Raw genomic sequence first — 24,203 nt, forward strand, 5'->3', positions numbered from 1 at the left:
GTGTCGGCGTAGGTGACATCCGTGAGTGGAACCGCAGACCGCGACCGTGAGTAATTCGATTGCGCGGACGATCAGCGCCCCCGCACCATGAGCCTCATGACTTATGGAAAGGGGGCCCAGCGACTCCACGGTGAGCGCTGATGGCCGCACACGAGGCGTCCCCGACGCCGTCCCGACAGCCCCAGAATCCGGCGGCGCCCCTGACGCCCGCCTGGTTGAGGGCCCACTTCGACACCCTGCCCTTCCCGGCCCGCGCGAGCGCCCTGGCGCGTTACGGCCGCGCGCTGACACCGAGCGCCTACGAGACGCTCCACCACGTCCTCGACCACGGCGACGACGCCGACCGGCACACCGCGTTGTTCCTGGCGGTCGTCCGCCGCGACCTGGAACGGGTCGCCGCGGTCCTCGCGGACCCGATGCTCGGACGCCGGGCCGGCGCGGCGGCCATCCGGCTGCCCCTCCCCGAACAGGCCCTGGAACGTCTGGCGCTGAGCGACATCAGGGCCGTGCGCCACGACACCTACCGACTGCTCAGACTGAGCCGCCGTACGGCACTGGCGACCAGGCTGCTGCCGAGCATCCACGAACGCCACGGCGGCCGGGAAGCCGCCGCTCTCCTGACCGCCTGCCCTCCCGAAACCGTGGCCGACTGGCTGCCCCGCGTCGACCCGGCGCCCGGAGTCCTCAACTCCCTCGCCCGCAGCGCCCCTTACGCTGTCGCCGCACACCTGACGACCCAGTTCGCCCACTGGCCGCAGCACAGCACCCGCCGCTACCGCGACGTCGCCTCACTGGCCGCCCTGCGCGACCCCCGCGCGGCGCTGCTGCTCCTTGAGCACACCCCGCTGCTGCTCACCCCGACAGCCGTTCTCTCCGCCCTGTCACGCCCGGCGGAAGCGCTGGCCGTGCTGCGCACACCGCACCCCGGACCCGGCGAGCGCGGCGGGCCACGGCGCGTCCCCGCGGGCCCCGTGCCGCCCTCGTTGCGCCGCACCCTCCTCACCCTGCCCCTGGCCGACCTGGTGGAACTGGCCGAACACTGTTCGAGCGCCGGACGCCGCGCACCGGCCCATGGGCGCATCGACGTCACCCCGGACAGCCTGCTCGCGCTCCTGCCGCCCGCCGAACGGCGCCGCATCGTCGAGAAGCGCGTCAGTGGGCCGCCACGGCCCCTCCCGGTGCCGGTGAGCGCGGTCGCCGCCCTCGAACCCGCCGACCGGGCGGATCTCGTCCGCCCCTTGGCGGTGGGCAGCGAACGCCGCCCGTGGAGCCTGGTCCGAGCGGCCCGGGTGTTGCCGCTCGCCGAGGGCGAGCCCTTGCTGAAGGCGCTCGCGGACAACCACCGCGTCCAGCACCGCTCCTTCGCCTGGCCCGCCCTGCTGGTGTGCGCCGAACTCGAAGGCGATCCGGAACAGTTCGCCCGGGTGACCGCCGACTGCGAACGGGCCTGGCACGACCAGGACGCCGTGCGCGGACCCGCACTGGAGCAACTCGCGGCCACCACGGCCCCCTTGCTGGCCGCCGTACCCGAACGCGTCCTGCGGGACGCCGTCCTGACCACCGTGCAGTCCCGTGACTCGACGGCCGGCACCCTCACGGCCGCGCGGCGGCTGCTTCAGCGGGTCGTCGAGCGGGCGGCGGCAACGGGTCGGACGGACCGCGCGGCCTCGGCCGCCGAACTCCTCGGCCACCTGGTCGCGGGGACCGGGCAGACCGAGGCGCTGCCCCCGCTGCGCGTCGACGAACCGACAGCCCGCGCCATCTGGACGGCGACCGCACCGACGGCCCGGCGCCGACCCGACGTGGGCGTCGTCGTCGCCGAGCTCCTCGCGAGGCACCTGACCGCACTGCCCGAACTGGACGCGGAGACCCGCCGGCTCGCCGTCGAGTGCGACGACCCGCTCCCCGCGGCACGTGCGGCGGCGGTCTGGGTCGGGCCACCGCACCTGCGGGAGCGGCGCTGCGCCGAACTGATCACCCTGGACCCGACCTTCGCCACGGTCCCGGTCGTCCTGCGGACCGTCGCCACCCGCCGCACCGATCTGCTCGACCGCGTCCTGGCCGCGGCGCGCGAAGGGTTCACCGGCCGGCTGCGGGGCCGCCGCATCCCGTGGGCGCCGCGCCTCGCCCCCGGCGTCACCGGACGATGGCTCCCCGCCCAGCGCGACGCCTGGGAGAGGCACCACGCGCGCGTGGCCCTCGACGAATCGGCCCCGTTGCGCACACGGGCCGATGCCGCCGAGGCGCTGCGGGACCCCGCACGGCTGACCGCGCTCGCGCAGAACGCGCCCCAGCCGGTCTCGGCGGCGGCCCTCACAGCCCTCGGCAACGCCATGGACCGTCAGGCGGTCCCCCTCCTGCTGCGGCACGCGGGAACCGGCGGCGTGCGGGGCCGCGCCGCGATGGCCGCGCTACGACAACTGCTCGCCCGGCTGCCTGACGAGGCCGCGGTCCCCCTGCTCGCGCCCGTGGCCTGTGGCGTCGACAGCCCCGTGGGCGTCCGCAAGGAAGCCGTACGGGCCCTGGCCGACCTCGAACGGCCGGACGCCTTCCACGCCCTGCTCGCGGCCTGGGACGAGCCGCGCCAGCACCGGGACGTGCGCGCCGCCCTCGCCCTGGCCCTGCTGCCCGCGATCGATCGCCCAGGCGTGGCCGACCGGCTGGGAGAGGCGGCCCAGGAGCCCGCCGTGCGTGATCGGATCATCCACGCGCGCGTGCGCCTCGGGGCCACGATTCCGAGAGAGCCGTACACGGCTCTGCTCGTACGACTGGTCGAAACCGGCGACGACGACAGCGCGGTCGCCGCCTGCGAGGCGCTCCCGACCTGGCTGGCGCCCGGCGAGGCCCACGGGGCCCAAGTGCTGGCGGACGCCTTCCTCGCGCCGGCACGCCCGTGCAAGGTGTGGGACGCCGCGCTGCGCCGGCTCTTGTCCCTGCCGCCCAGGCCCGTGACCGAGTCGGTGCTGCGAGGCGCCTTCGACGCCCTGGCCGAGCGGACCCGCGAGCCACACACGCGTGCCGAGGCGCTGCGTCGGCTGCACGCGTGCGCGGAGTACGCGGACTACGTGGACCAGGGAGGCGGCGCAGGGCCGTCGGCTGTCCTGGACGTCCTGGCCGACACGCTGGAGACGGTAGGTCTGCGCGCCGACGCCGCGCGCGTGAGCTGGGACACGGCCATGGCGGCCGTCCGCAAGGGCGTGCATGACGCACATCGGTGGGAGAGGCTCGCCCGGCAGTGCGAGGCGGGGGCAGGAAGGCTGCCGACGAGGCACACCGTGCCGATCGATCTGCACCGACCGGGCGTGTCCGCCGCGCTGCTCGCCGCCGCGCGGACGCTCCGCACCCGAGGCACCGCGGTGACCGGCCGGCTCGCGCTGGACCTGGTCCGCGCGGGCGGCCGGGCGACATCCTGGGAGGACCCCTGGCGGGCCGAACTGAACGCGCTCAGGGCCCACCAGGACGCGGACACGGCCGTGGACGCCCTGACGGTAAACCCGGACGCCCACGACCGGAGATGAGCTGTCCGGACGAACGGGGGCGGAGCGCGGTTCCGGACGCCGCGGTTCAGCCTGGCGGGGTCGGAGCACCGGTCGGGCGCCCCGGTTCAGCCCGGCAGGTCCGGGCACCCGTCCGTAGGCCCCGGTTCAGCTGGGGCGTACGGCCATCTTGTCCAGCGCCTCCAGCAACCCGGGCAGCTCCGGGCCCCGCCCGACCGGCAGCACCTCACCGGGCTTGTCGTCGAGGAGCACGAAGGCGATGTCGTCGGTCCTGGCCACCAGGGACCAGCCGGGCCCGTCGGCGCGCAGGGTGCGGGCGTCACCCGGGGCGAAGGACGAGCGGACCCGGCCCAGGGGCGGGGGTGTGTCCACGTAGCCCCGCGCCTCCGCGAGGACGCGCCGGATGCCGTTGTCGCCCCGAGGAGCGTCCTCGGAGCCCTCCACGGCGTCCCCTCGCGCGTCCGGCGCCGGGAAGTCGGCGTCGTCGATCTGCTCGCGCCACACGGCCCACTGGAGGGCGATCTCGTCGGCGCCCAGCCGCCGCTGAGCCGGTCCCCAGACGCTGGTGTCCGGCGGCGCCAGCGGCGGGCCGTCGGCGTCCTGAGGGTCGGGGTCGTGCGGCGCGGGCACGTTCGGGGCCGCGACGGCGACCGCGAGCGGCCAGCCTGGCAGGGCGGCGACGACCGAACGTTCGTCGGGCGAGAGGTCGTACTCCATGCCGCAGTCCCACGACGCGATGGCGACGGCGACCAGCGACACGTCGTCGACGACGACCGTCCAGCGGGAACCGTCACCGTCCTGGCCGAGCACCAGGCCGTACCCGTCGGCGAGCGGCGCGAGACCGAGCGCAGCACAGGCCTCCGGATAGTCGTCGCCCAGCACGCTCGGGAACTTCGCCGGCGTCAGCAGCACCGCCGTGAGCACATAGAGCGCGTCGTCCACGGCGGCGACGGTGTCCTCGTCCGTCCCGGCCATCCCAGCCTCCCCATCGGTATGTCCAACGGCGCGCACCCTAGTGTGCGAGGAAGGTGCTTGTCACGACTCCCCAGCACACCCGGAGCAGCGGTTTTCCGTCCGGACGGGGCGAATCGACCGCGGATGAGGGTTCGGTCAGGCGGCCGGGAGCCCCAGCAGGGAACGGGCCACCGTCTGCGGCGACTCGTCGCGCTCGCGCGCGAGCGCGATGACCGCCCGGCACGCCAGCTCGCTCACCCCGAACGACAGGGCCTCCGGCGACACCCAGCCCGCCGCCTCGTCGATCTGGTCCTGGTCGTCCTCCGCACACGCCGAGACGTAGACCGCGGCGGCCTCGAACAGATTGTGCGTGCGTGTGTCCCGGCCATTGGCCTCGTCGATGTGCGCGGCGCTGAAGAGTTTGGCGACGGACGTACGGATCCTGTCCCACATGCTGACCGCCTTAGCCCTGCGTGGTTGGCTGACTGTGATCGTTCATCTCTCCCTGTTCACCGTAGAGTTGGAAATTCGGCGGCATAAGGGGGAGGGTGCGGTGAAGCGCTTCGAGCGGCTCGCACAGATACGGCGGATGGACCCGTACGAGAACGCCTCGGAGATCTACCGGCTCTCCGCGGCCTACGAGTTCCCCTGGGACTTCACCCGAGCCCTCGAATTGGCGCTTTATCGGACGTACGCCGTGCCCAGCATCGGGAGTCTGCTGGCCGAGACCGCCGAGCTCACGGACCGCGCGCAGAAACGCTACGACGACACCTCGCTGCTCCTCGACGCCGTCGTCGAGCACGGTTTCGGCAGCGAGCAGGGGCGCACGGCGATCCGCCGGATCAACCAGATGCACGGCAGCTATGACATCAGCAACGACGACATGCGCTACGTCCTGTGCACGTTCGTCGTGATGCCGAAGCGGTGGACGGACGCCTACGCGTGGCGCAGGATGTCGCGCCACGAGATCGTGGCCGCCGCCGTCCACTACCGCACGCTGGGGCGGCACATGGGCATCCGGGACATTCCCGGGACCTACGAGGAGTTCGAGGACTGCCTCGACGCCTACGAGGAGGCCCACTTCGCCTGGGACGAGGGCGCGCGGCGCGTCTCGGACGCCACGCTCGACCTGATGGCGTCCTGGTATCCGCGTCCGCTGGCGCCCCTGCTGCGCGCCTCGACCCTGGCCCTGCTCGACGACCCCCTGCTGCGTGCCTTCCGCTACCCGTCCCCGCACCCCGCCACGCGTGCGTGGGTGCGCCGTGCCGTACGCGCGCGTGGCCGTGCCGTACGCCTGCTGCCGCCGCGTCGCGCTCCGCACTTCGCCCGGCAGAACTGGGAGATCAAGGGATACCCGGACGGCTACCGGTTCGCCGACCTGGGCACCCGGCCGGTTCCCGGCGTCGCCGGCTGCCCGGTGCGGCACCGGCAGGGTTCAGTCGTCGAGTGAGGTGAGGGTCTCCCGCAGCCAGCCGAGTTCGGCGCGGGACGTGGCGCGGGCGATCGTCAGGATCCCGCGCCGGAACGGATCGTCCAACTCCTCGGCGCGCAACGGTCGATCGCCCTCGTAGAAGAAGCTTGCCGGCTCCTCCAGGAACGCCAGCCTGCGCCGCAGCACGGCCGCCTGCGCGGTGGCGTCCTCCAGGTGCCGGAGGAAGGCGAGGAGCGTGAACCAGCGGTTCTCGTCGGTGATGTCGCGCTGGACCGGTTCGGCGAGCCGTCGGCGCAGTTCGCGGCGCCCGTCCTCGGTCAGCGTCAGGACGTGTCGCGGTGCGGCGACGGCCCCGGGCTCGGTCGCGCGCTCCAGCAGGCCTGCCTTCTCCAGGCGCTTGATCGCCGGATAGAGCGTGCTCTCGGCGACGGGCTTCACGTGCCCGGTGAGCGCCGTGATGCGTTTGCGCAGCTCATAGCCGTGCAGGGGGGCGTCGTACAGGAAACCGAGGATGGCGAGCTCCAGCATGCCCGCATTCTGCCGTACGTACGGTGTACATCGGCCAATGGATACATCACCCAACAGATACATCGCTTCCCGGATACCTCGTAAACGATGTATCTTCTCCGGCGACGACAAGCCGGCGACGACAAGCCGGCGACGACAAGCCGGCGACGACAAGATGACGGCGTTCGAGGGAGTGCGCGATGAGGCAGGCCGAGTTCGACGGCAAGGGAAGCTGCGTCCGCTGGACCGAGGTGCCCGGCGAGGAGCCCGCGCGCGTGTACGTGCACGGCTTGGGGGCGGCCTCGGCCGTGTACCACGCCCACATCGCGGCCCGCCCCGAACTCGCGGGCCGGCGGAGTCTGTTCGTGGACCTGCCCGGACACGGCATCAGCGACCGGCCCGAGCACTTCGGCTACACGCTTGAAGACCACGCGCGGGCCCTGGCGGCGGCCCTGGACGCGGCCGGGGTCACCGGTGCCGAGCTGATCGCGCACAGCATGGGCGGTGCCGTGGCGCTGGTCCTCGCCCACCGGCGGCCCGAGCTGGTCTCCCGTCTTGTGCTGACGGAGGCCAACCTGGACGCGTTCCCGCCGCCCACCGCGGGCAGCAGCGGCATCGCCGCCCATGACGAGGACGCCTTCGTCGACGGCGGCCACGCGCGCGTGCTGGAACAGATCGGGCCCCTGTGGGCCGCGACGATGCGACTGGCCGACCCGCGCGCCCTGCACCGCTCGGCCGTGGGACTGCGGCGCGGGTCCGAGCCGGTCATGCGCACGATTTTGGAGGGCCTGGCCGTGGAGCGCGTCTATCTGCAGGGCGAGGCGAGCGGTGAACTCGAGGGCAGGGACACGCTCGAGGCCGCGGGGGTGCGTGTGGTGACCGTGCCCGGCGCCGGGCACAACGTCATGTTCGACAACCCCGACGCCTTCGTGGCGGTGGTCGCCGGACGGCTCTGAGGGGTCAGTCGTCCCGTACGGCCAGGGCCAGGAACCGGGTGTCCTCGTCGACGTACGACGTCATGCGCCATCCGGAACCGGCCAGCAGGGGGCGGAGACGGGGCTCAGCGCGCAGGTCGTCCGGGGTGATCTGGCGGCCCTGCCGGGCCGCGAGTGCGGCCCGGCCGATCGGGTGGAACAGCGCCAGCGTGCCGCCCGGGCGGACCACGCGCGCCAACTCCCGCAGGTTCTCGGCCGGGTCGGGCAGGTGGGAGATCAGCCCCGCCCCGAACACGGCGTCCAGCGACCGCGAGCGCAGCGGCAGCGCCGACACGTCTGCCAGCAGCAACAGGCCCTCCCCGTCCCGCCCGGCCTGTACGGCGACCTGGAGCATGGCGGGGGTCAGATCGGCACCCAGGACCACTCCCGAGGGCCCCACGGCGGCACGCAGGGGCGGCAGCGCCCGCCCGGTGCCGCAGCCGGCGTCCAGCACCCGGTCGCCCTCGCGCAGTCCGAGGTCCGCGATCGCGGCGGCGTAGGCGGGACCGTCGTCGGGGAAGCGGGCGTCCCAGTCGGCGGCCCGGGCGCCGAAGAACTCCTGGACGTGTGTGTGGTCGTCGCTCATGTACCGCATGATCTCTCACCGACAAGGATGATGCTGCTGTGCACACGTTCGAGCGCGGCGCGATCGTTCAGGTGCATCTCTTCGCCATATTCCAACACCTTTCGAAATGCGCCCCCTTTGTGCGCCCATGCCCCGGCTAGCGTCCCGGAGCCATGGGACACCTGGACCACGCCGCCCTCGGCTGGCTGACCCCCGCGCTGTCGTACGTGATGGCCTGTATAGGCGCCGCCCTCGGGCTGCGCTGCACGGTCCGCGCGCTCGGTGCCACGGGGCGTTCACGCCGCAACTGGCTCATCACCGCCGCCTCCGCGATCGGGACCGGCATCTGGACCATGCACTTCGTGGCCATGCTCGGCTTCAGCGTCAGCGGCACCGACATCCGCTACGACGTGCCGCTCACCATCGTGAGCCTGCTCGTCGCCATGCTCGTCGTCTGCGCCGGCGTCTTCGCCGTCGGCTACAGCAAGGACCGGGGCCGAGCGCTGTTCCTCGGCGGACTCACCACCGGACTCGGCGTGGCGAGCATGCACTACCTGGGCATGGCCGCCGTGCGTCTGCACGGCGACGTCGCCTACGACCCGGTCCTCGTCGGACTGTCCGTCCTGATCGCCGTCGTCGCGGCGACGGCCGCGCTGTGGGCCGCGCTCAACATCAAGTCGCCCGTCGCCGTCACCGTCGCCTCGCTCATCATGGGCGCCGCGGTCAGCAGCATGCACTACACCGGGATGTTCTCGGTGAGCGTGCGCGTGAGCCCCTCCGGCGCGGCCCTGCCCGGCGCCACGGCGATGCAGTTCATCTTCCCCCTCGCCGTCGGCCTCGGGTCCTATCTGTTCCTGACCTCCGCCTTCGTCGCGCTGTCGCCGTCGACGGGGGAGCGCGCGGCGTCCGCCTCGGCCCAGCGGCCGGTCCACAGCGCCGCCCCCTGACGGCCCGTCGGGCCCGCCCACCGACCACTTCCGAGGCAGGAGGCCATGCGTACATCCCGTAGGACCCCCACGAACGACGCCAAGGCGTCCCCTGCGCCCACCGCCCGCGGCCGCCGCGCGCACGCCGGACCGCCGGCCGACGAAGGCCTCGACGACCCGGTGGCCGCCGTACCCGACGAGGCGCCCGCGCGCGCGGGCCGCTGGCTGATACGCCCGCGCACCGTACGCGCCAAGATCATCTGCCTGCTGATGGTGCCGGTCGTCTCCCTGCTGGCCCTGTGGGCCTACGCCACCGTCAGCACCGCCCAGGACGTCTCCCGGCTACGGCAGTTGCAACGGGTGGACGCCGAGATCCGGTCCCCGGTCGCGGCCGCGGTCGCGGCACTCCAGGCGGAACGCGCGGCCGCCGTGCGCTACGCCACCGACCCGGCCGGCAGCCGCGGCGGCGACCTCAGGACCCTCGCGGAGCGCACCGACACGGCGCTGACGAAGCTGCGGCTCGGCGACGACAACACCGTCGCCGACGGCGAGGAACTGCCCGCGGGAGTGGCCCAGCGCCTGGAGACCTTCGTGACCGGTGCCGAACAACTGCGCCCCCTGCGGGCCGCCGTGCTCGACCGCCGGGCCGGCTGGAACGAGACGTACGGGCGCTACACGAGCACCATCGCGACAGCCTTCGGCGTGGGCGGCGCCCTCACCGGCATCCAGGACGCCGAACTCGGCTCCGACGCGCGCGTGCTGCTCGAGTTCTCCCGGGCGGGCGAGGCGCTGGCCCAGGAGGACGTCCTGCTCGCCGGCGCCCGCCTCGCCGGCCGACTGGACGGCGAGCGGCTGCGGCTGTTCACCGGCGCCGTCGCCACCCGCCGCACGCTCACCGCATCGGCCGTCGCCGACCTGCGCGGCCCCGAACGCGCCGCCTGGCAGGACCTCGCCGGCGGTGGCGACTACGCCGCGGTCGGCGACGTCGAGGACAAGGTCCTCACCAGGCGCGGGGTCGCGTCGGCGATCGCCGCGGCCCCCGAGGCCACCTGGAGCAAGGCGCACGCACGCGTGCAGGACCGCATGCGGACCATCGAGGAGGACGCCGGACGCGGAGTCGCCGACCAGGCCGACCCGTTCACCCGCGGGCTGCTCACCCCGGCCGGTGCCGCCGTCCTGCTCGGCCTCGCCGCCGTCGCCGCCTCGCTCGTCATCTCCGTACGCATCGGACGCGGGCTGGTCGTCGAACTGGAGGGCCTGCGCAACACCGCCCTGGAGATCGCCCGGCGCAAACTCCCCGAGGCCATGCGCAAGCTCCGGGCCGGCGAGGAGATCGACGTCCAGGCCGAGGCACCACCCGGACCGCCCGCCGAGGACGAGACGGGACAGGTCGCCGAGGCCCTCGCCACCGTGCACCGCGCCGCGCTGCGGGCCGCCGTGGAACGCGCCGAGCTAGCCAGCGGCATCTCCGGGGTGTTCGTCAACCTCGCCCGCCGCAGCCAGGTCCTCGTGCACCGCCAACTGAGCCTGCTGGACAGCATGGAACGCCGCTCCGATGACCCGGGCGAGCTGAGCGACCTCTTCCGCCTCGACCACCTCACCACCCGCATGCGGCGCCACGCGGAGAGCCTGATCATCCTCTCCGGAGCCGCACCCGGGCGTGCCTGGCGCATGCCGGTCTCCCTGACCAACGTGGTCCGCGCGGCCGTCTCCGAGGTCGAGGACTACGCGCGCGTGGAGGTACGCCAGCTTCCCGAGGCGTCCGTCGTCGGCGGGGCCGTCGCCGACCTCACCCACCTGCTGGCCGAGGTCGTCGAGAACGCCGCGCAGTTCTCACCTCCGCACACACGCGTGCGCGTCACCGGCGAACCCGTCGGCAACGGTTACGCGATCGAGGTCGAGGACCGGGGACTGGGCATGGGCAAGGAGACTTTGGCGGAGGCCAACCGCCGCATCGAACAGTCCGAGGCCCTCGACCTGTTCGACAGCGACCGGCTCGGACTCTTCGTGGTCAGCAGGCTCGCCGCCCGGCACGGCATCAAGGTCCATCTGCGCACCTCGCCCTACGGGGGCACGACCGCCGTCGTCCTGCTGCCCACCGCCCTGCTGCAGAGCGGGTCGGAGGAACGTTCCCCTCGTAGGACGGCGGACCACGAACGCGAGTACGCGCGCGTGCCCGGTGCCGCCCGGCCGCAGGAGTCCGTGCACGCGTCGGCCGACCGGCCCGCGCTGGTGGCCCCCGCGCCCGCCCCCGCCCCTGCCGCACCGGTCATGGCGGCGGAGTCCAGGGCCGAGGCGGCCCCCGCCACCTCACCCCCCGGAGTCACCACCTTGCGACTGCACCGTCCCCCGGACGACTCCGAGGAATCGGACGACCTCCCGCGCCGCGTACGGCAGGCCAACCTCGCCCCCCAGCTGCGCGAATCCCGCCCCGAGGAGCCCCAACGGCAGCCCGACCCGCAGGACGACGACCGGCGCACCCCCGAGCTCGTACGCGACCGGATGGCGGCCTACCGCGAGGGCTGGACGCGCGGCGGCGGCCGTCGGCCCGGACGCGGCGCCGCCCCGGATTCACGCGCGGCCAGCGACAGAAGTGAAGGAGACCCAGCATGATCCAGGACCCCGGCATGAGGGACGGCGTGGGGGTCCCCCCGCGCGAGCGAGGCCACGAGTGGGGGAGGTCCGGCGAACTCGACTGGCTGCTGGACGACCTGGTGCTGCGCGTCAGCGAGGTGCGGCACGCCGTGGTGCTGTCCAACGACGGCCTCGCCGTGGGGTCGTCGAGCGACCTGCGTCGCGAGGACGCGGAGCACCTGGCCGCGGTGGCCTCCGGCTTCCACAGCCTGGCCAAGGGCGCCGGCCGGCACTTCGGGGCGGGCGGCGTGCGCCAGACGATGGTCGAGATGGACGACGGCTTCCTGTTCGTGGCCGCCGCGGGCGACGGCTCCTGCCTCGCCCTTCTCACCGCCGTCACCGCCGACATCGGCCTGGTGGCCTACGAGATGGCGCGGCTGGTCAAACGCGTCGGCGAGCACCTGTACACGGCGCCGAGGGTCGCCGCGCGGCCTCCCGCCGGATGAGACGGGAAGGCGGTCCACGCTCATGACGGAGGACATGACCGGCGCCCCGCGCGAGCAGGGCAGCCAGTGGTACGACGGGGAGGCCGGACCCCTCGTCCGCCCGTACGCCATGACGGGCGGACGCACCCAGCCCGGTCCCACCGGGGTGCGTTTCGACCTCATCGCCCTGGTCACGCTGGACGCGACGGCGCCCGGCGTCGGCGACGACACCGCGCTCGGGCCGGAGCACCGGGCGCTGATCGAGCTGTGCCGCGTCGAGACGCAGTCGGTCGCCGAACTCGCCGCCGGGGCCGATCTGCCCGTCGGCGTCGTCAGAGTGCTCCTGGGCGACCTCCTGGAGCTCGGCTGCGTCACCGTCAGCCGTCCGGTACCGCCCGCGCAGCTTCCGGACGAACGGATCCTGCGCGAGGTGATCGAAGGACTACGGGCGCTGTAGATGAAATTTCGTAATGGAACGCACGTGAACCGGTCGTACACAGCAGATAGCGGTCCAACCCCGCGAAGGGGCGCCGCAGTTGTCATCATGCTGACTTCGCAGCTGTGCACCGCCGACCGTGGCCGGTACTCCCGAGAGAAGTGATCGATGGTCTCCGAGCACTCCGATGCCCAGGGCGGCGAGCCGACCGCGCTGGCGTTGAAGATACTGGTCGCCGGCGGGTTCGGCGTGGGCAAGACGACCCTGGTGGGCGCGGTCAGCGAGATCAGGCCGCTGCGCACCGAGGAACTCCTCAGCGAGGCCGGTCAGTTGGTCGACGACACCGACGGCGTGGACCAGAAGGTCACGACCACGGTCGCCATGGACTTCGGCCGCATCACCATCCGCTCCGGGCTCTCCCTCTACCTCTTCGGCACCCCCGGGCAGGACCGCTTCTGGTTCCTGTGGGACGAGCTGTCCCAGGGTGCCCTCGGCGCCGTGGTGCTCGCCGACACCCGTCGGCTGGAGGACTGCTTCCCCGCGGTCGACTACTTCGAGCATCGCCACATCCCGTTCGTCGTCGCCGTCAACTGCTTCACGGGCGCCCGTACGTACGGTGCCGCCGACGTCTCCCGCGCGCTCGACCTCGACCGTGGCACCCCCGTGGTGCTCTGCGACGCCCGCGACCGTGACTCCGGCAAGGAGGTGCTGATCCGGCTCGTCGAGTACGCCGGGCGGATGCACACCGCCCGGCTGCTGGACTCGGTGGGGTGAACCTGGTTTTCGAGCAAAGGTTCGGCCATCTTCCGCGCCTTGGCCCGTCCTCCTTGCCCGGGCCCCGGTCGTCGGGAATCGTGGCCGGGAGATCCTCCGGCCAGGGGGAGACGTCACACGGGGAGACGGAAACATGGCGCAGAACCAGGGACTGGGCTGGCTGCTGGACGATCTGACAACGCGCGTCGACCATGTGCGGCACGCGCTGGTGCTGTCCAACGACGGCCTGGTGGCGGGGGCGAGCACCGGACTGCGCCGTGAGGACGCGGAGCACCTGGCAGCCGTCTCCTCCGGACTGCACAGCCTGGCCAAGGGGTCGGGACGCCACTTCGGAGCCGGCCACGTACGTCAGACGATGATCGAGTTCGACGACGCGGTCCTGTTCGTCACCGCGGCCGGCACCGGCGCGTGTCTGTGCGTCCTCAGCGGCGCGGAGGCCGACATCGGGCAGATCGCCTACGAGATGACGCTGCTCGTCAATCGAGTGGGCGAACACCTCACCGTGGACGCCCGTCACCCCGAGCGAAACTAGCGCCGCAGCACCAACCTCTCGCCCTTTGACCGCCTGACCTGCAGGTTCCACCTCCCTCGCGGAGTTATCCACAGGCACGCCGCGAGATCCGCCCGAGCGGTTACGGTTTTTTCACGGCGAACGCACACAGCGTGAGCGACCGACTCCACGGGGGAGTACGCCCATGTCAGGCACGACCATCACCCCACCCCAGCCCCTCACCTGCGCGCCGGGCCGCGCCATCCGGGAACTGGGGCTCAAACGCAGCGAGTTCGACCTGGCCGTCCATCTCGGCCTGATCCAGACGGTGCCCGACGAAGGAGCCGGGGGCCGCCGTGTCCCCCGCTCCGAGATCGACCGCCTCCAGGCACAGGACGGCTTCCCCGACTCCCTCCGACGGCGCGTGCGGGTCGTCGGCACCACCGAGGCCGCGGCCGTCATGGAGGTGCCGGTCGGCAGGTTCACACGTCTGGCGCGACTGGGCGTGGTGGCGCCGGTGCGGTTCTATCTGAACCGGTACCGGGCCGTGGTGTGGCTGTATATGGCCGAGGAACTCGAGCGGTTCGCGGCCGACGAGGCGAACGCCGAGCTGCTGAAGGCCCGTTGCCTGCCCGAGGGGATGCGGGGGCTGCTGGACGCGGGGCTGGATCTGCGGGCCCGCAACTGGCGTGCCCGGCACCGGGAGTTCCTGCTGCGGTCGGCCGACGGACCGTGGGAGAGCGCCGGAGCCCTGGCTGCCTTCCTGGACCCCGTCCAGATCGCGGAGGTCGTCCCGGACCCCTACGAGCGCTCCCAGGTGATGCGCTTCCGGCCCGGACCGCCCTCCCAGGGCGCGCAGGGCTCACCCGCCGCCCACCTCACCGAGAAGCTCATGACGGCGGACGACCTGGACGAGATCGACCGGCTGCGGACCGACCTGGCACGGGCCCTGGCGGACGCCCGCCCGCCACGACAGGCGCCGCGACCGGCGGCCGAGCGGATGCCACCGGCACCGCGGGTCCGGCCGTCCGAGCCGGAGAGCCCGGCGCGCGGACTGCTCGGCCGACTGCGCCGCACCAAGCGCCTGACCTGCCGTCCCGGACGCGTGCGGCAGAGCGTTCGGAGCAGTCCTTGACGGTACGTGCTCCGAACGCCCGCGGACGTCCGCTGAACGCCCTGCCCGGTCCCACCTGGCGCGCGACGCGGAGCACCCGGGAGGGGCATGCGCGGTGCGCGGTGCGTGCCTCAGAGGGGGCGGAACAGCCCTTCCTGGACGACGGACACGAGCAGCCGGCCCTCCAGGTCGTAGATCCGCCCGCGGGCCAGGCCCCGGCCGCCCGTCGCGATCGGTGACTCCTGGTCGTACAGGAACCACTCGTCCGCGCGGAACGGCCGGTGGAACCACATGGCGTGGTCCAGCGACGCGATGTCGAAGCTCCGCGGACCCCACAGAGGTTCGACCGGGATGCGCACGGCGTCCAGAAGGGTCATGTCGCTGGCGTAGGTGAGGGCGCAGGTGTGCACGACCGGGTCGTCGCCGAGCGGTCCGACCGCGCGCATCCACACCGCGCTGCGCGGCTCGGCGCCCTTGACCTCCTCGGGCGCCCAGCGCAGCCGGTCCACATAGCGGATGTCGAAGGGCTGGCGGCGCGCCATCCGCTCCAACTGCTCGGGCAGCGCGCCCAGGTGCTCCCGGATCTCGTCCGTCACCGACGGCAGCGACTCCGGGTCCGGGACCTCACGGGCCGGCGGCAGCTGGTGCTCGAAGGTTCCTTCCTCAGGCTTGTGAAAGGAGGCGGTGAGATTGAAGATCGTGCGGCCCTGCTGCACCGCGGTGACCCGGCGGGTCGTGAACGACCTGCCGTCCCGCACCCGTTCGACCTGGTACACGATCGGCACCCCGGGCCGGCCCGGACGCAGGAAGTACGCGTGCAGCGAGTGCACCGGGCGGTCGCCCTCGGTGGTGCGGTTGGCGGCGACCAGCGCCTGCCCCGCCACCTGGCCGCCGAAGACCCGCTGGAGGGACTCGTGCGGGCTGCGGCCGCGGAAGATGTTGAGCTCGATCCGTTCCAGGTCGAGCAGGTCGACCAGTCTCTCGGCCGGGTTCGTCATGGGTGGGTCTCTCCTGTGCTCACAGCTGGCCGACATCGGTGACGCGGATGATCGCGCGACCCTCCGCGTCGGAGGCCGTCAGATCGACCTCCGCGCTGATGCCCCAGTCGTGATCGTCGTTCGGGTCGTCGAAGATCTGGCGGACGCGCCACAGGCGGTTCTCCGGCTCCTCCTCGATCAGGAGCAGCTTCGGGCCGCGGGCGTCGGGACCGGTGCCGAGGTCCTCGTACTCGTCCCAGTACTTGTCCATCGCCTCGCCCCAGGCGTCGGCGTCCCAGCCGGCCTCACCGTCCAGCTCTCCCAGCGCCTCGACCTGGTCCAGGGCGGCGAGCTCGACCCGGCGGAACATGGCGTTGCGGACCAGGACGCGGAAGGCGCGCGCGTTGGTGGTGACCGGCTTGACCTCGTCGGCCTTCTCCTGGGCCTCCTCCGCGGTCATCACCTCCGGGTTGGCGAGCTGCTCCCACTCGTCCAGCAGGCTGGAGTCGACCTGGCGCACCATCTCCCCGAGCCACTCGATGAGGTCCTGGAGATCCTCGGACTTGATGTCGTCCGGGATGTTGTGGTCGAGCGTCTTGTAGGCACTGGCGAGGTAGCGCAGGACGATGCCCTCGGTGCGGGCGAGCTCGTAGTGGGACACCAACTCCGTGAAGGACATGGCCCGTTCGTACATGTCGCGGATCACGGACTTCGGGGAGAGCGGATGGTCGCCGACCCAGGGGTGGCTCTTGCGGTAGGTGTCGTACGCGTGGAAGAGCAGCTCCTCCAGGGGCTTGGGGTAGCTGATGTCCTGGAGGCGCTCCATCCGCTCCTCGTACTCGACACCGTCCGCCTTCATCGCGGCCACGGCCTCGCCCTTCGCCTTGTTCAGCTGGGCGACGAGGATCTGGCGCGGATCGTCCAGCGTCGACTCGACGACGGAGACCATGTCCAGGGCGTAGGACGGCGATTCGGGGTCGAGGAGTTCGAAGGCGGCCAGCGCGAAGGTGGACAGCGGCTGGTTCAGTGCGAAGTCCTGCTGGAGGTCCACGGTGAGCCGGACGATCCGGCCCTCGGCGTCCGGTTCGTCGAGCTTCTCGACGATGCCCCCGTCCAGCAGCGAGCGGTAGATGGCGATCGCCCGCCGGATGTGCCGCAGCTGCTGCTTGCGTGGCTCGTGGTTGTCCTCCAGGAGATGGCGCATCGCCTGGAAGGCGTTGCCGGGGCGGGCGATCACCGACAGCAGCATGGTGTGCGTGACCCGGAACCGGGAGGTCAACGGCTCGGGCTCGGAGGAGATGAGCTTCTCGAAGGTGCTCTCCGACCAGGCGACGAACCCCTCCGGCGCCTTCTTGCGAACGACCTTGCGCCGCTTCTTCGGGTCGTCGCCGGCCTTGGCGAGCGCCTTCTCGTTCTCGACGACGTGCTCGGGCGCCTGCGCCACGACGAAGCCCGCCGTGTCGAACCCGGCCCGTCCGGCGCGACCGGCGATCTGGTGGAACTCACGGTTGCGCAGCGTGCGCACCCGGTTGCCGTCGTACTTGGTGAGCGCGGTGAAGAGCACGGTGCGGATGGGGACGTTGACGCCCACACCGAGCGTGTCCGTGCCGCAGATGACCTTCAGCAGGCCGGCCTGCGCGAGCTTCTCCACCAGGCGGCGGTACTTGGGCAGCATGCCGGCGTGGTGGACGCCGATGCCATGCCGTACGTAACGGGACAGGTTCTGGCCGAACTTGGTGGTGAAGCGGAAGTTGCCGATCAGATCGGCGATCTGCTCCTTCTCCCTCTTCGAGCACATGTTGATGCTCATCAGCGCCTGCGCCCGCTCCACGGCCTGCGCCTGGGTGAAGTGCACGATGTAGACCGGGGCCTGCCGGGTGTCCAGCAGCTCGGTCAGCGTCTCGGTGAGCGGGGTGAACTTGTACTCGTAGGACAGCGGCACCGGGCGCGTCGCGGAGCGGACCACCGCGGTCGGGCGGCCGGTGCGCCGGGTGAGGTCCGTCTCGAACATCGAGACGTCGCCGAGCGTCGCCGACATCAGGATGAACTGCGCCTGCGGCAGCTCCAGGATCGGGATCTGCCAGGCCCAGCCGCGGTCGCCCTCGGCGTAGAAGTGGAACTCGTCCATCACGACCTGGCCGACGTCCGCCTGCTTGCCGTCGCGCAGCGCGATCGACGCCAGCACCTCGGCGGTGCAGCAGATCACGGGCGCGTCGGCGTTGACGGAGGCGTCGCCGGTGAGCATGCCGACGTTCTCCGTGCCGAAGATCTTGCACAGCTCGAAGAACTTCTCCGACACCAGGGCCTTGATGGGGGCCGTGTAGAAAGTGACCTCGTCACGGGCGAGCGCGGCGAAGTGCGCGGCCGCCGCGATCATGCTCTTGCCGGAGCCGGTGGGGGTCGACACGATCACGTTCGCGCCGGAGACCACCTCGATCAGCGCCTCCTCCTGATGGGGGTAGAGCGTGAGCCCGCGCTCCACGGCCCAGGACTCGAAGGCTTCGTAGAGGGCGTCGGGGTCTGCGGTCGGCGGCAGCTGATCGATGAGGGTCACCCACCCATCTTGCCTGCCCTTCTGCCGCACAGGGGAATCGGCTGCGGCTACGAAGATCATGACCAGTACGCTGTGTCGCCGACGACACGTCAGCGCGGCCGGTCAACTGGACAGCGGCACACGAGGAATGGGGCGGGCTACGGCCATGATGGGACCAGCACACTCACTGTCCGGAGCCGCCGCCTGGCTCGGTGTCGGAGCCGCCGCCACCGCGACCGGTCACACCATGCCCTGGCCGGTTCTGCTCGCCGGCGCCCTGATGTGCGCCGGCGCGGCCCTCGCCCCCGACCTCGACCACAAGGCGGCCACGATCTCGCGCGCCTTCGGGCCGATCTCGCGCGGGCTGTGCGAGATCGTCGACAAGCTCTCCTACGTGGTCTACAAGGCGACGAAGAAGCAGGGCGACCCGCGTCGCTCCGGCGGTCACCGCACCCTCACCCACACCTGGCTGTGGGCGGTACTGATCGGCGTCGGCGCCTCGGCCCTGGCGGTCGACGGTGGCCGGTGGGCGGTGCTCGCACTGCTCTTCGTGCACATAGTGCTGGCCATCGAGGGGCTGCTGTGGCGGGCGACCCGTGGCTCCAGCGCCGACGTCCTGGTGTGGCTGCTGGCCGCGACCAGCGCGTGGATCATCGCCGGGGTTCTGGACAAGCCGGGCAACGGTTCGAACTGGCTGTTCACGGCGCCGGGCCAGGAGTACATGTGGCTCGGCCTGCCGATCCTGCTCGGCGCTCTGGTCCACGACATCGGCGACGCGCTGACTGTCTCGGGCTGCCCGATCCTGTGGCCCATCCCGATCGGCCGCAAGCGCTGGTACCCGATCGGGCCGCCCAAGATCATGCGGTTCCGGGCGGGCAGTTGGGTCGAGCTCAACGTGCTGATGCCGGCGTTCATGCTGCTGGGCGGGGTGGGCGGCGCGGCGGCGCTCAACTTCATCTGACGGCGAGGGCGGGGACGGGACGAGGTCCGGGGCCGGGCGACGGGGGCGGCCGTGGAGGTCTCGGCCGACGCACCCGCCGCGCCCGCCTCAGCCCGCGCTCATCCGATGTCGGACCGGTTCGCCTCAGCCCCCGCTCACCCCTCGCCGCCCTGCCCTTCCCTGCCTTGGCCCTCCCCGCCCTGCCCGGCGCCCCCGTACCGGCGCTCGAACTGTGCGATCCGGCCCTCCGAGTCCACCGACCGGGCTTTGCCGGTGTAGAAGGGGTGGCTCTCCGAGGAGATCTCCACGTCCACCACGGGGTAGGTCTCGCCGTCGTCCCAGTCGATCGTCTGCTCGCTCGTCGCGGTGGACCGGGTCAGGAAGGCGTAGCCGGCGGCGCGGTCGCGGAAGACGACCGAGTGGTAGTCGGGGTGCTTTTCCTGCTGCATACGTGCTCCTCCTACGGCGTGCGTGGTGAGCGAGCGGTCGGGTCGACGCGGGCCGTCGGGTCAGCAAGGCCGGTCGGGTCAGCCGGACAGGGCGTCCTCGTCGACGATGTGCATCGCGGCCTCCTCGGCGGAGGCCGCCGCGCCGTCGATGCCCACGTCCGTGGCGACCAGCGCGCTCTCCTCGTCCTCGTGGGCGCCCTCGTCGGGAGCGACGAGCCGGCCGGACCGTCTGGCGCCGACCTCGTTGTCCAGGAGTTCGCCGTCGGTGCCGTCGCAGTCGCCGAGGCCGTCACCGTCGGGTACGGGGGCGTCCGGCAGCTCCTCGGCGAGGCGCTGGTCCAGCGTCTCGCGTTCGGCAGCCCTCACACCGGTGTGCTCGACCGCCCAGGGACGCTCCGGAGGGGACCAGCCCCGGTCCAGGGGATCACCGACACCGTCGTTGTCCAGGGTGTCCTCCGCGTCCAGCAGTCCCGCGTCGTCCTGTATCTCCGACGCGTCGGGCTGGTAGACGTCGTCTCCCCATCCGTCGCCGCTGTTCACGGATACCTCCAGGTGGTGGGGCCGGGCCCGTTTCCACCGCGGTCGGCCGCGGTGCGGGCACAGGCTGCGTCCGGCGCGAAACGCGTGGTTCCCGGACGCTCCCCGAACCGGTGCCGCTTTCCAGACTTCCACCCCCCTTCGGCACCGCGCAACGGCACGGAACGCGGACGGGCCCGGAGAGGCGGGCCGGAGCCGCGATGTACCTGGTCGGCGGAGGGGCGCCGGGACCGTCGGGGCCGTTGGCGCCGGGGGCCGCCCCACCGGCCTGGCGCACTGGCCGCGGCGTGCCGAACAGCCAGAAGCCGCCGTACCGAAGTACCGGCGGCTCCCGACCCGACAGGTGGCCTCACCCGTGCCAGGACCTCCACAGCGCCGCGTACGCTCCGTCCGCCGCCACCAGCTCGTCGTGGCTGCCCAGCTCGCTGATGCGGCCGTCCTCCACGACGGCGATGACGTCCGCGTCGTGGGCGGTGTGCAGACGGTGGGCGATGGCGACGACGGTGCGGCCGTCGAGGACGCGGGCGAGGGACCGTTCCAGGTGCCGGGCCGCGCGCGGGTCGAGCAGGGACGTCGCCTCGTCGAGGACCAGCGTGTGCGGGTCGGCCAGCACCAGGCGGGCCAGCGCGATCTGCTGGGCCTGCGCCGGGGTGAGGCCCAGCCCGCCCGAGCCGACCTCGGTGTCCAGGCCCTCGTCGAGCGCGCGGGCCCAGCCGTCCGCGTCGACCGCGCCCAGCGCCGCCCACAGCTCGGCGTCGCCGGCGTCGGTCCGGGCGAGGAGCAGGTTGTCGCGGAGCGAGCCCACGAAGACGTGGTGCTCCTGGTTGACCAGGGCCACGTGGGAGCGGACCTGTTCGGCCGGCATCCGGGAGAGCTCGGCGCCGCCCAGCGTGATCCGGCCGTCCCGGGGTGCGTAGATCCCGGCGAGCAGCCGGCCCAGGGTGGACTTGCCCGCCCCGGACGGGCCGACCAGCGCGAGACGGGTGCCGGGGGCGACGTCCAGGGACACCTTGCGCAGCACGTCCACGCCCTCCAGGTAGCCGAAGTGCACCCGGTCCGCGTGCACCTGGCGCCCGTCGGGGGCCACCGAGGTGTCCCCGGTGTCCGGTTCGACGTCCCGGACGCCGACCAGGCGGGCCAGCGACACCTGGGCGACCTGCAACTCGTCGTACCAGCGCAGGATCAGTCCGACCGGGTCGACGAGCATCTGAGCGATCAGCGCGCCGGTGGTGAGCTGACCGACGTCGATCCAGCCCTGGAGGACGAACACACCGCCGACCATCAGCACCGAGGAGAGGATCATCACGTGGGTGACGTTGATGAACGGGAAGAGCACCGACCGCAGCCAGAGCGTGTAGTTCTCCCAGGCGGTCCACTCCTTGATCCGGCGCTCCGACAGCGCGACGCGGCGCTCGCCCAGACGCTGGGCCTCGACGGTGCGCCCGGCGTCCACGGTCTCGGCGAGTGCGGCGGCGACGGCCGCGTAGCCGGCGGCCTCCGAGCGGTAGGCGGACGGGGCGCGCTTGAAGTACCAGCGGCACCCGATCACCAGCAGGGGCAGCGCGAGCAGCACGGCACCGGCCAGCGGGGGAGCGGTGACCACGAGCCCGCCCAGCAGCAGGACCACCCACACCACACCGATCGACAGCTGGGGCACGGCTTCGCGCATCGCGTTGGCCAGCCGGTCGATGTCGGTCGTGATCCGGGAGAGCAGGTCGCCCGTGCCGGCGCGCTCCAGGACGCCCGGCGGCAGGCCGACCGACCGCACGAGGAAGTCCTCGCGCAGATCGGCCAGCATCCGCTCGCCGAGCATCGCGCCGCGCAACCGCACCTGCCGTACGAAGACGGCCTGCACGGCGAGCGCGAGCACGAAGAGCCCGGCGGTCAGCTCCAGATGAAGGTCACGGGCCTGCTCCGAGACGCGTTCCACGACCCCGCCGAGCAGCCACGGACCCACCATCGACGCCACCACGGACACCGTGTTGACGGCGACGAGGATCAGGAAGGCGCGGCGGTGCCGTCGGAACAGCTCCGTCACATAGGCGCGTACGGTCGAGGCGCTCCCGACGGGCAGGGTGTTCGCCGTCGTCGGGGCCGCCGGGTCGTACGCCGGTGGCGCCACGCCGATCATGCCGTCTCCTCTATCTCTTCCAGCACGCCCTTCCGGGCTGCCTCTTCGGCTTCTTCTTCGGTCTCGCGGGTCACGACCGCGCGGTACCGGGGTTCGGTGTGCACCAGCTCGCGGTGCACGCCGACCGCCACGACCTCGTCCTCGTGCACCAGCAGCACCCGGTCCGCGCGGTCCAGGAGCAGCGGCGAGGAGGTGAGGACCACGGTCGTGCGGCCGGAGCGCAGGTTCCGTAGGCCTTCGGCGATGCGGGCCTCGGTGTGCGAGTCGACGGCTGAGGTCGGCTCGTCCAGGACCAGCACCTCCGGGTCCGTGTTCAGCGACCGGGCCAGCGCGAGCCGCTGGCGCTGGCCGCCCGACAGGGAGCGTCCGCGCTCGGTGATCCGGGCGTCCATCGGGTCCTCGGCGCCGAGCGAGCCCTGGACGAGCGCGGCCAGGACGTCCCCGCACTGGGCGGCCTCCAGGGCGTCCGCCGCGGCGACCTCGCCCGAGGCGGGCACGTCGAGGAGTTCGCGCAGCGTGCCGGAGAGCAGGACCGGGTCCTTGTCCTGGACGAGGACAGCGGTCCGGGCGGTGGTGAGTGGCAGGTCGTCCAGCGGTACCCCGCCCAGCAGTACGGACGGTCCCGGCTCGGCGGGGTGGCCGCCCAGCCGCTCGGCCAGCCGCCCCGCCGCGTCCGGGTCGCCGCACACCACGGCGGTGAGCCGGCCGGAGGGGGCGAGCAGTCCGGTCGCGGGGTCGTACAGGTCGCCGGACGGCACCTCGCCGGCGAGTGACCCCTCGGTGTCGGTGGCGCGCTCCAGCGACAGCACCCGCGCGGCCCGGCGGGCCGAGGGGCGCGAGAAGGAGTACGCCATGGCGATCTCCTCGAAGTGCCGCAGCGGATAGGTGAGGATCATGACCGAGCTGTAGGTGGCGACGAGCTGGCCGACGGTGATCCGGCCCTCGCGGGCCAGGTTGACGCCGTGCCACACCACCGCGATCAGCAGCAGGCCCGGCAGCAGCACCTGGATCGCGGAGATCAACGCCCACATCCGGGCGCTGCGCACGGCCGCGTGCCGCACTTCCTGGGAGGCGCGACGGTAGCGGTCGAGGAAGAGTTCCTCGCCGCCGATGCCGCGCAGCACCCGCAGCCCGGCGACGGTGTCCGAGGCCAGCTCGGTGGCACGGCCCGCCTTCTCGCGCTGGAAGTCGGCGCGCCGGGTGGCCCGGGGCAGCAACGGCAGTACGGCGATCGCCAGCACGGGCAGGCCCACGGCGACGACGACCCCGAGCGCCGGTTGGTAGACCAGCAGGCCCACGGCGACGATCACGATGGTGAGCGCGGCGGCGGTGAACCGGGAGACCGCCTCCACGAACCAGCCGATCTTCTCGATGTCACCCGTGGAGACGGCCACGACCTCACCGGCCGAGACCCGCCGGGTCAGCGCCGAGCCCAGCGCCGCCGTCTTGCGGGCCAGCAGCTGCTGGACGCGGGCGGCGGCGGTGATCCAGTTGGTGATGGCCGTGCGGTGCAGGAAGGTGTCGCCGAGGGCACTGCCCGCGCAGCACAGGGCCAGAAGCCCGCCCGCCTGTGCGAGCCGGGTTCCGGAGCGGTCGACGACGGCCTGGACGGCGAGACCCACACAGAACGGCAGGGCGGAGATGGACACGAAGTGCAGCAGTCCCCAGGAGAGGGACTTCAGCTGCCCGCCCAGCTGGTTCCGGAAGAGCCACCACAGGAATCTGGGACCCGAGCGCGCGTCCGGCACACCAGGGTCGGGATGGGGAAGGTCTTGAATCTGCATGACGGATGACGTCCCAGTGGCTGGTGTCAGGGGGTGGAGGGACCGCGGACGGCGGTAGCAAACCGTGAAAGGTTCGCTTCATCGCGTGGTCGGAGGCAACCGGTTTTCCTGGCCGGGGATGCGA

Annotated in this window: 21 protein-coding genes; 11 read left to right on the top strand and 10 right to left on the bottom strand. The window is 72.4% G+C overall.

Annotation, left to right across the window (positions count from 1 at the left end):
- Positions 1-140: 140 nt before the first annotated feature.
- Entirely contained in the window at positions 141-3,518 is a 3,378-nt protein-coding gene (locus ACZ56U_RS27330; protein WP_469086615.1) for a hypothetical protein, read from the top strand.
- A 126-nt stretch (positions 3,519-3,644) separates the two neighbouring features.
- Here the strand turns inward: ACZ56U_RS27330 and ACZ56U_RS27335 are convergent, their stop codons facing one another.
- Together ACZ56U_RS27335 and ACZ56U_RS27340 are read right to left on the bottom strand one after the other, a co-directional pair.
- A complete protein-coding gene (locus ACZ56U_RS27335) occupies positions 3,645-4,472 on the bottom strand; it encodes a hypothetical protein (protein ID WP_391236580.1) in 828 nt (275 codons plus the stop codon).
- A 135-nt stretch (positions 4,473-4,607) separates the two neighbouring features.
- Positions 4,608-4,904, bottom strand: coding sequence for a hypothetical protein (locus tag ACZ56U_RS27340; RefSeq protein ID WP_469086616.1), 297 nt, complete (start codon positions 4,902-4,904; stop codon positions 4,608-4,610).
- Positions 4,905-5,004: 100 nt separating this feature from the next.
- Between ACZ56U_RS27340 and ACZ56U_RS27345 the strand changes: the two genes are divergently transcribed.
- On the top strand, positions 5,005-5,901 hold the full coding sequence (locus tag ACZ56U_RS27345) for an oxygenase MpaB family protein (protein ID WP_469086617.1): 897 nt from the start codon (positions 5,005-5,007) through the stop codon (positions 5,899-5,901).
- Here ACZ56U_RS27345 and ACZ56U_RS27350 read toward each other — a convergent pair.
- Positions 5,887-6,411 carry a PadR family transcriptional regulator gene (locus tag ACZ56U_RS27350; protein ID WP_469086618.1) on the bottom strand — a complete coding sequence of 175 codons (525 nt, stop codon included), beginning with the start codon at positions 6,409-6,411 and terminating at the stop codon, positions 5,887-5,889. The two genes, ACZ56U_RS27345 and ACZ56U_RS27350, sit on opposite strands and share 15 nt — an antisense overlap.
- A gap of 179 nt (positions 6,412-6,590) precedes the next feature.
- Between ACZ56U_RS27350 and ACZ56U_RS27355 the strand changes: the two genes are divergently transcribed.
- Positions 6,591-7,346 carry an alpha/beta fold hydrolase gene (locus ACZ56U_RS27355; RefSeq protein ID WP_469086619.1) on the top strand — a complete coding sequence of 252 codons (756 nt, stop codon included), beginning with the start codon at positions 6,591-6,593 and terminating at the stop codon, positions 7,344-7,346.
- A gap of 4 nt (positions 7,347-7,350) precedes the next feature.
- Here ACZ56U_RS27355 and ACZ56U_RS27360 read toward each other — a convergent pair whose 3' ends face one another.
- Entirely contained in the window at positions 7,351-7,950 is a 600-nt protein-coding gene (locus tag ACZ56U_RS27360) for a class I SAM-dependent methyltransferase (RefSeq protein ID WP_469086620.1), read from the bottom strand.
- Positions 7,951-8,102: 152 nt separating this feature from the next.
- Between ACZ56U_RS27360 and ACZ56U_RS27365 the strand changes: the two genes are divergently transcribed.
- From ACZ56U_RS27365 to ACZ56U_RS27395, 7 genes are all read left to right on the top strand, one after another.
- On the top strand, positions 8,103-8,876 hold the full coding sequence (locus ACZ56U_RS27365) for an MHYT domain-containing protein (protein ID WP_469086621.1): 774 nt from the start codon (positions 8,103-8,105) through the stop codon (positions 8,874-8,876).
- 45 nt (positions 8,877-8,921) lie between these two features.
- Positions 8,922-11,468 (top strand): sensor histidine kinase, encoded by a 2,547-nt coding sequence (locus tag ACZ56U_RS27370; RefSeq protein WP_469086622.1) that lies wholly within the window; start codon positions 8,922-8,924, stop codon positions 11,466-11,468.
- Positions 11,465-11,935 carry a roadblock/LC7 domain-containing protein gene (locus ACZ56U_RS27375; protein ID WP_469086623.1) on the top strand — a complete coding sequence of 157 codons (471 nt, stop codon included), beginning with the start codon at positions 11,465-11,467 and terminating at the stop codon, positions 11,933-11,935. The genes ACZ56U_RS27370 and ACZ56U_RS27375 overlap by 4 nt, the downstream gene beginning before the upstream one ends.
- Positions 11,936-11,957: 22 nt before the next feature.
- A complete protein-coding gene (locus ACZ56U_RS27380) occupies positions 11,958-12,371 on the top strand; it encodes a DUF742 domain-containing protein (protein ID WP_469086624.1) in 414 nt (137 codons plus the stop codon).
- Positions 12,372-12,518: 147 nt separating this feature from the next.
- Positions 12,519-13,124 carry a GTP-binding protein gene (locus ACZ56U_RS27385; RefSeq protein ID WP_391236554.1) on the top strand — a complete coding sequence of 202 codons (606 nt, stop codon included), beginning with the start codon at positions 12,519-12,521 and terminating at the stop codon, positions 13,122-13,124.
- Between the two features lie 133 nt (positions 13,125-13,257).
- Entirely contained in the window at positions 13,258-13,656 is a 399-nt protein-coding gene (locus ACZ56U_RS27390) for a roadblock/LC7 domain-containing protein (RefSeq protein WP_469086625.1), read from the top strand.
- A gap of 163 nt (positions 13,657-13,819) precedes the next feature.
- Positions 13,820-14,749 (top strand): DUF6397 family protein, encoded by a 930-nt coding sequence (locus ACZ56U_RS27395; RefSeq protein WP_469086626.1) that lies wholly within the window; start codon positions 13,820-13,822, stop codon positions 14,747-14,749.
- Between the two features lie 110 nt (positions 14,750-14,859).
- Here ACZ56U_RS27395 and ACZ56U_RS27400 read toward each other — a convergent pair whose 3' ends face one another.
- Both ACZ56U_RS27400 and ACZ56U_RS27405 read right to left on the bottom strand, forming a co-directional pair.
- Complete coding sequence (locus ACZ56U_RS27400) at positions 14,860-15,726, bottom strand: acyl-CoA thioesterase (RefSeq protein ID WP_391236545.1); 867 nt, start codon at positions 15,724-15,726, stop codon at positions 14,860-14,862.
- Positions 15,727-15,745: 19 nt separating this feature from the next.
- Positions 15,746-18,259 (bottom strand): DEAD/DEAH box helicase, encoded by a 2,514-nt coding sequence (locus tag ACZ56U_RS27405; RefSeq protein ID WP_469086627.1) that lies wholly within the window; start codon positions 18,257-18,259, stop codon positions 15,746-15,748.
- 145 nt (positions 18,260-18,404) lie between these two features.
- On the opposite strand from ACZ56U_RS27405, the gene ACZ56U_RS27410 reads away from it, so the two are divergent.
- The gene (locus tag ACZ56U_RS27410) at positions 18,405-19,199 is read left to right on the top strand and encodes a metal-dependent hydrolase (protein WP_469086628.1); all 795 of its coding nucleotides are present in this window, start codon (positions 18,405-18,407) and stop codon (positions 19,197-19,199) included.
- A gap of 134 nt (positions 19,200-19,333) precedes the next feature.
- On the opposite strand, the gene ACZ56U_RS27415 is transcribed toward ACZ56U_RS27410, so the two are convergent.
- The 4 genes from ACZ56U_RS27415 to ACZ56U_RS27430 all read right to left on the bottom strand — a co-directional run bounded on the left by ACZ56U_RS27415 (position 19,334) and on the right by ACZ56U_RS27430 (position 24,079).
- On the bottom strand, positions 19,334-19,627 hold the full coding sequence (locus tag ACZ56U_RS27415; protein WP_469086629.1) for a type B 50S ribosomal protein L31: 294 nt from the start codon (positions 19,625-19,627) through the stop codon (positions 19,334-19,336).
- Positions 19,628-19,705: 78 nt separating this feature from the next.
- A complete protein-coding gene (locus ACZ56U_RS27420; RefSeq protein WP_469086630.1) occupies positions 19,706-20,167 on the bottom strand; it encodes a DUF5709 domain-containing protein in 462 nt (153 codons plus the stop codon).
- A gap of 346 nt (positions 20,168-20,513) precedes the next feature.
- Entirely contained in the window at positions 20,514-22,295 is a 1,782-nt protein-coding gene (locus ACZ56U_RS27425; protein WP_469086631.1) for an ABC transporter ATP-binding protein, read from the bottom strand.
- Complete coding sequence (locus ACZ56U_RS27430) at positions 22,292-24,079, bottom strand: ABC transporter ATP-binding protein (protein ID WP_469086632.1); 1,788 nt, start codon at positions 24,077-24,079, stop codon at positions 22,292-22,294. The genes ACZ56U_RS27425 and ACZ56U_RS27430 overlap by 4 nt, the downstream gene beginning before the upstream one ends.
- Positions 24,080-24,203: the final 124 nt, after the last annotated feature.

This window comes from Streptomyces sp. NPDC034103 (assembly GCF_055575395.1).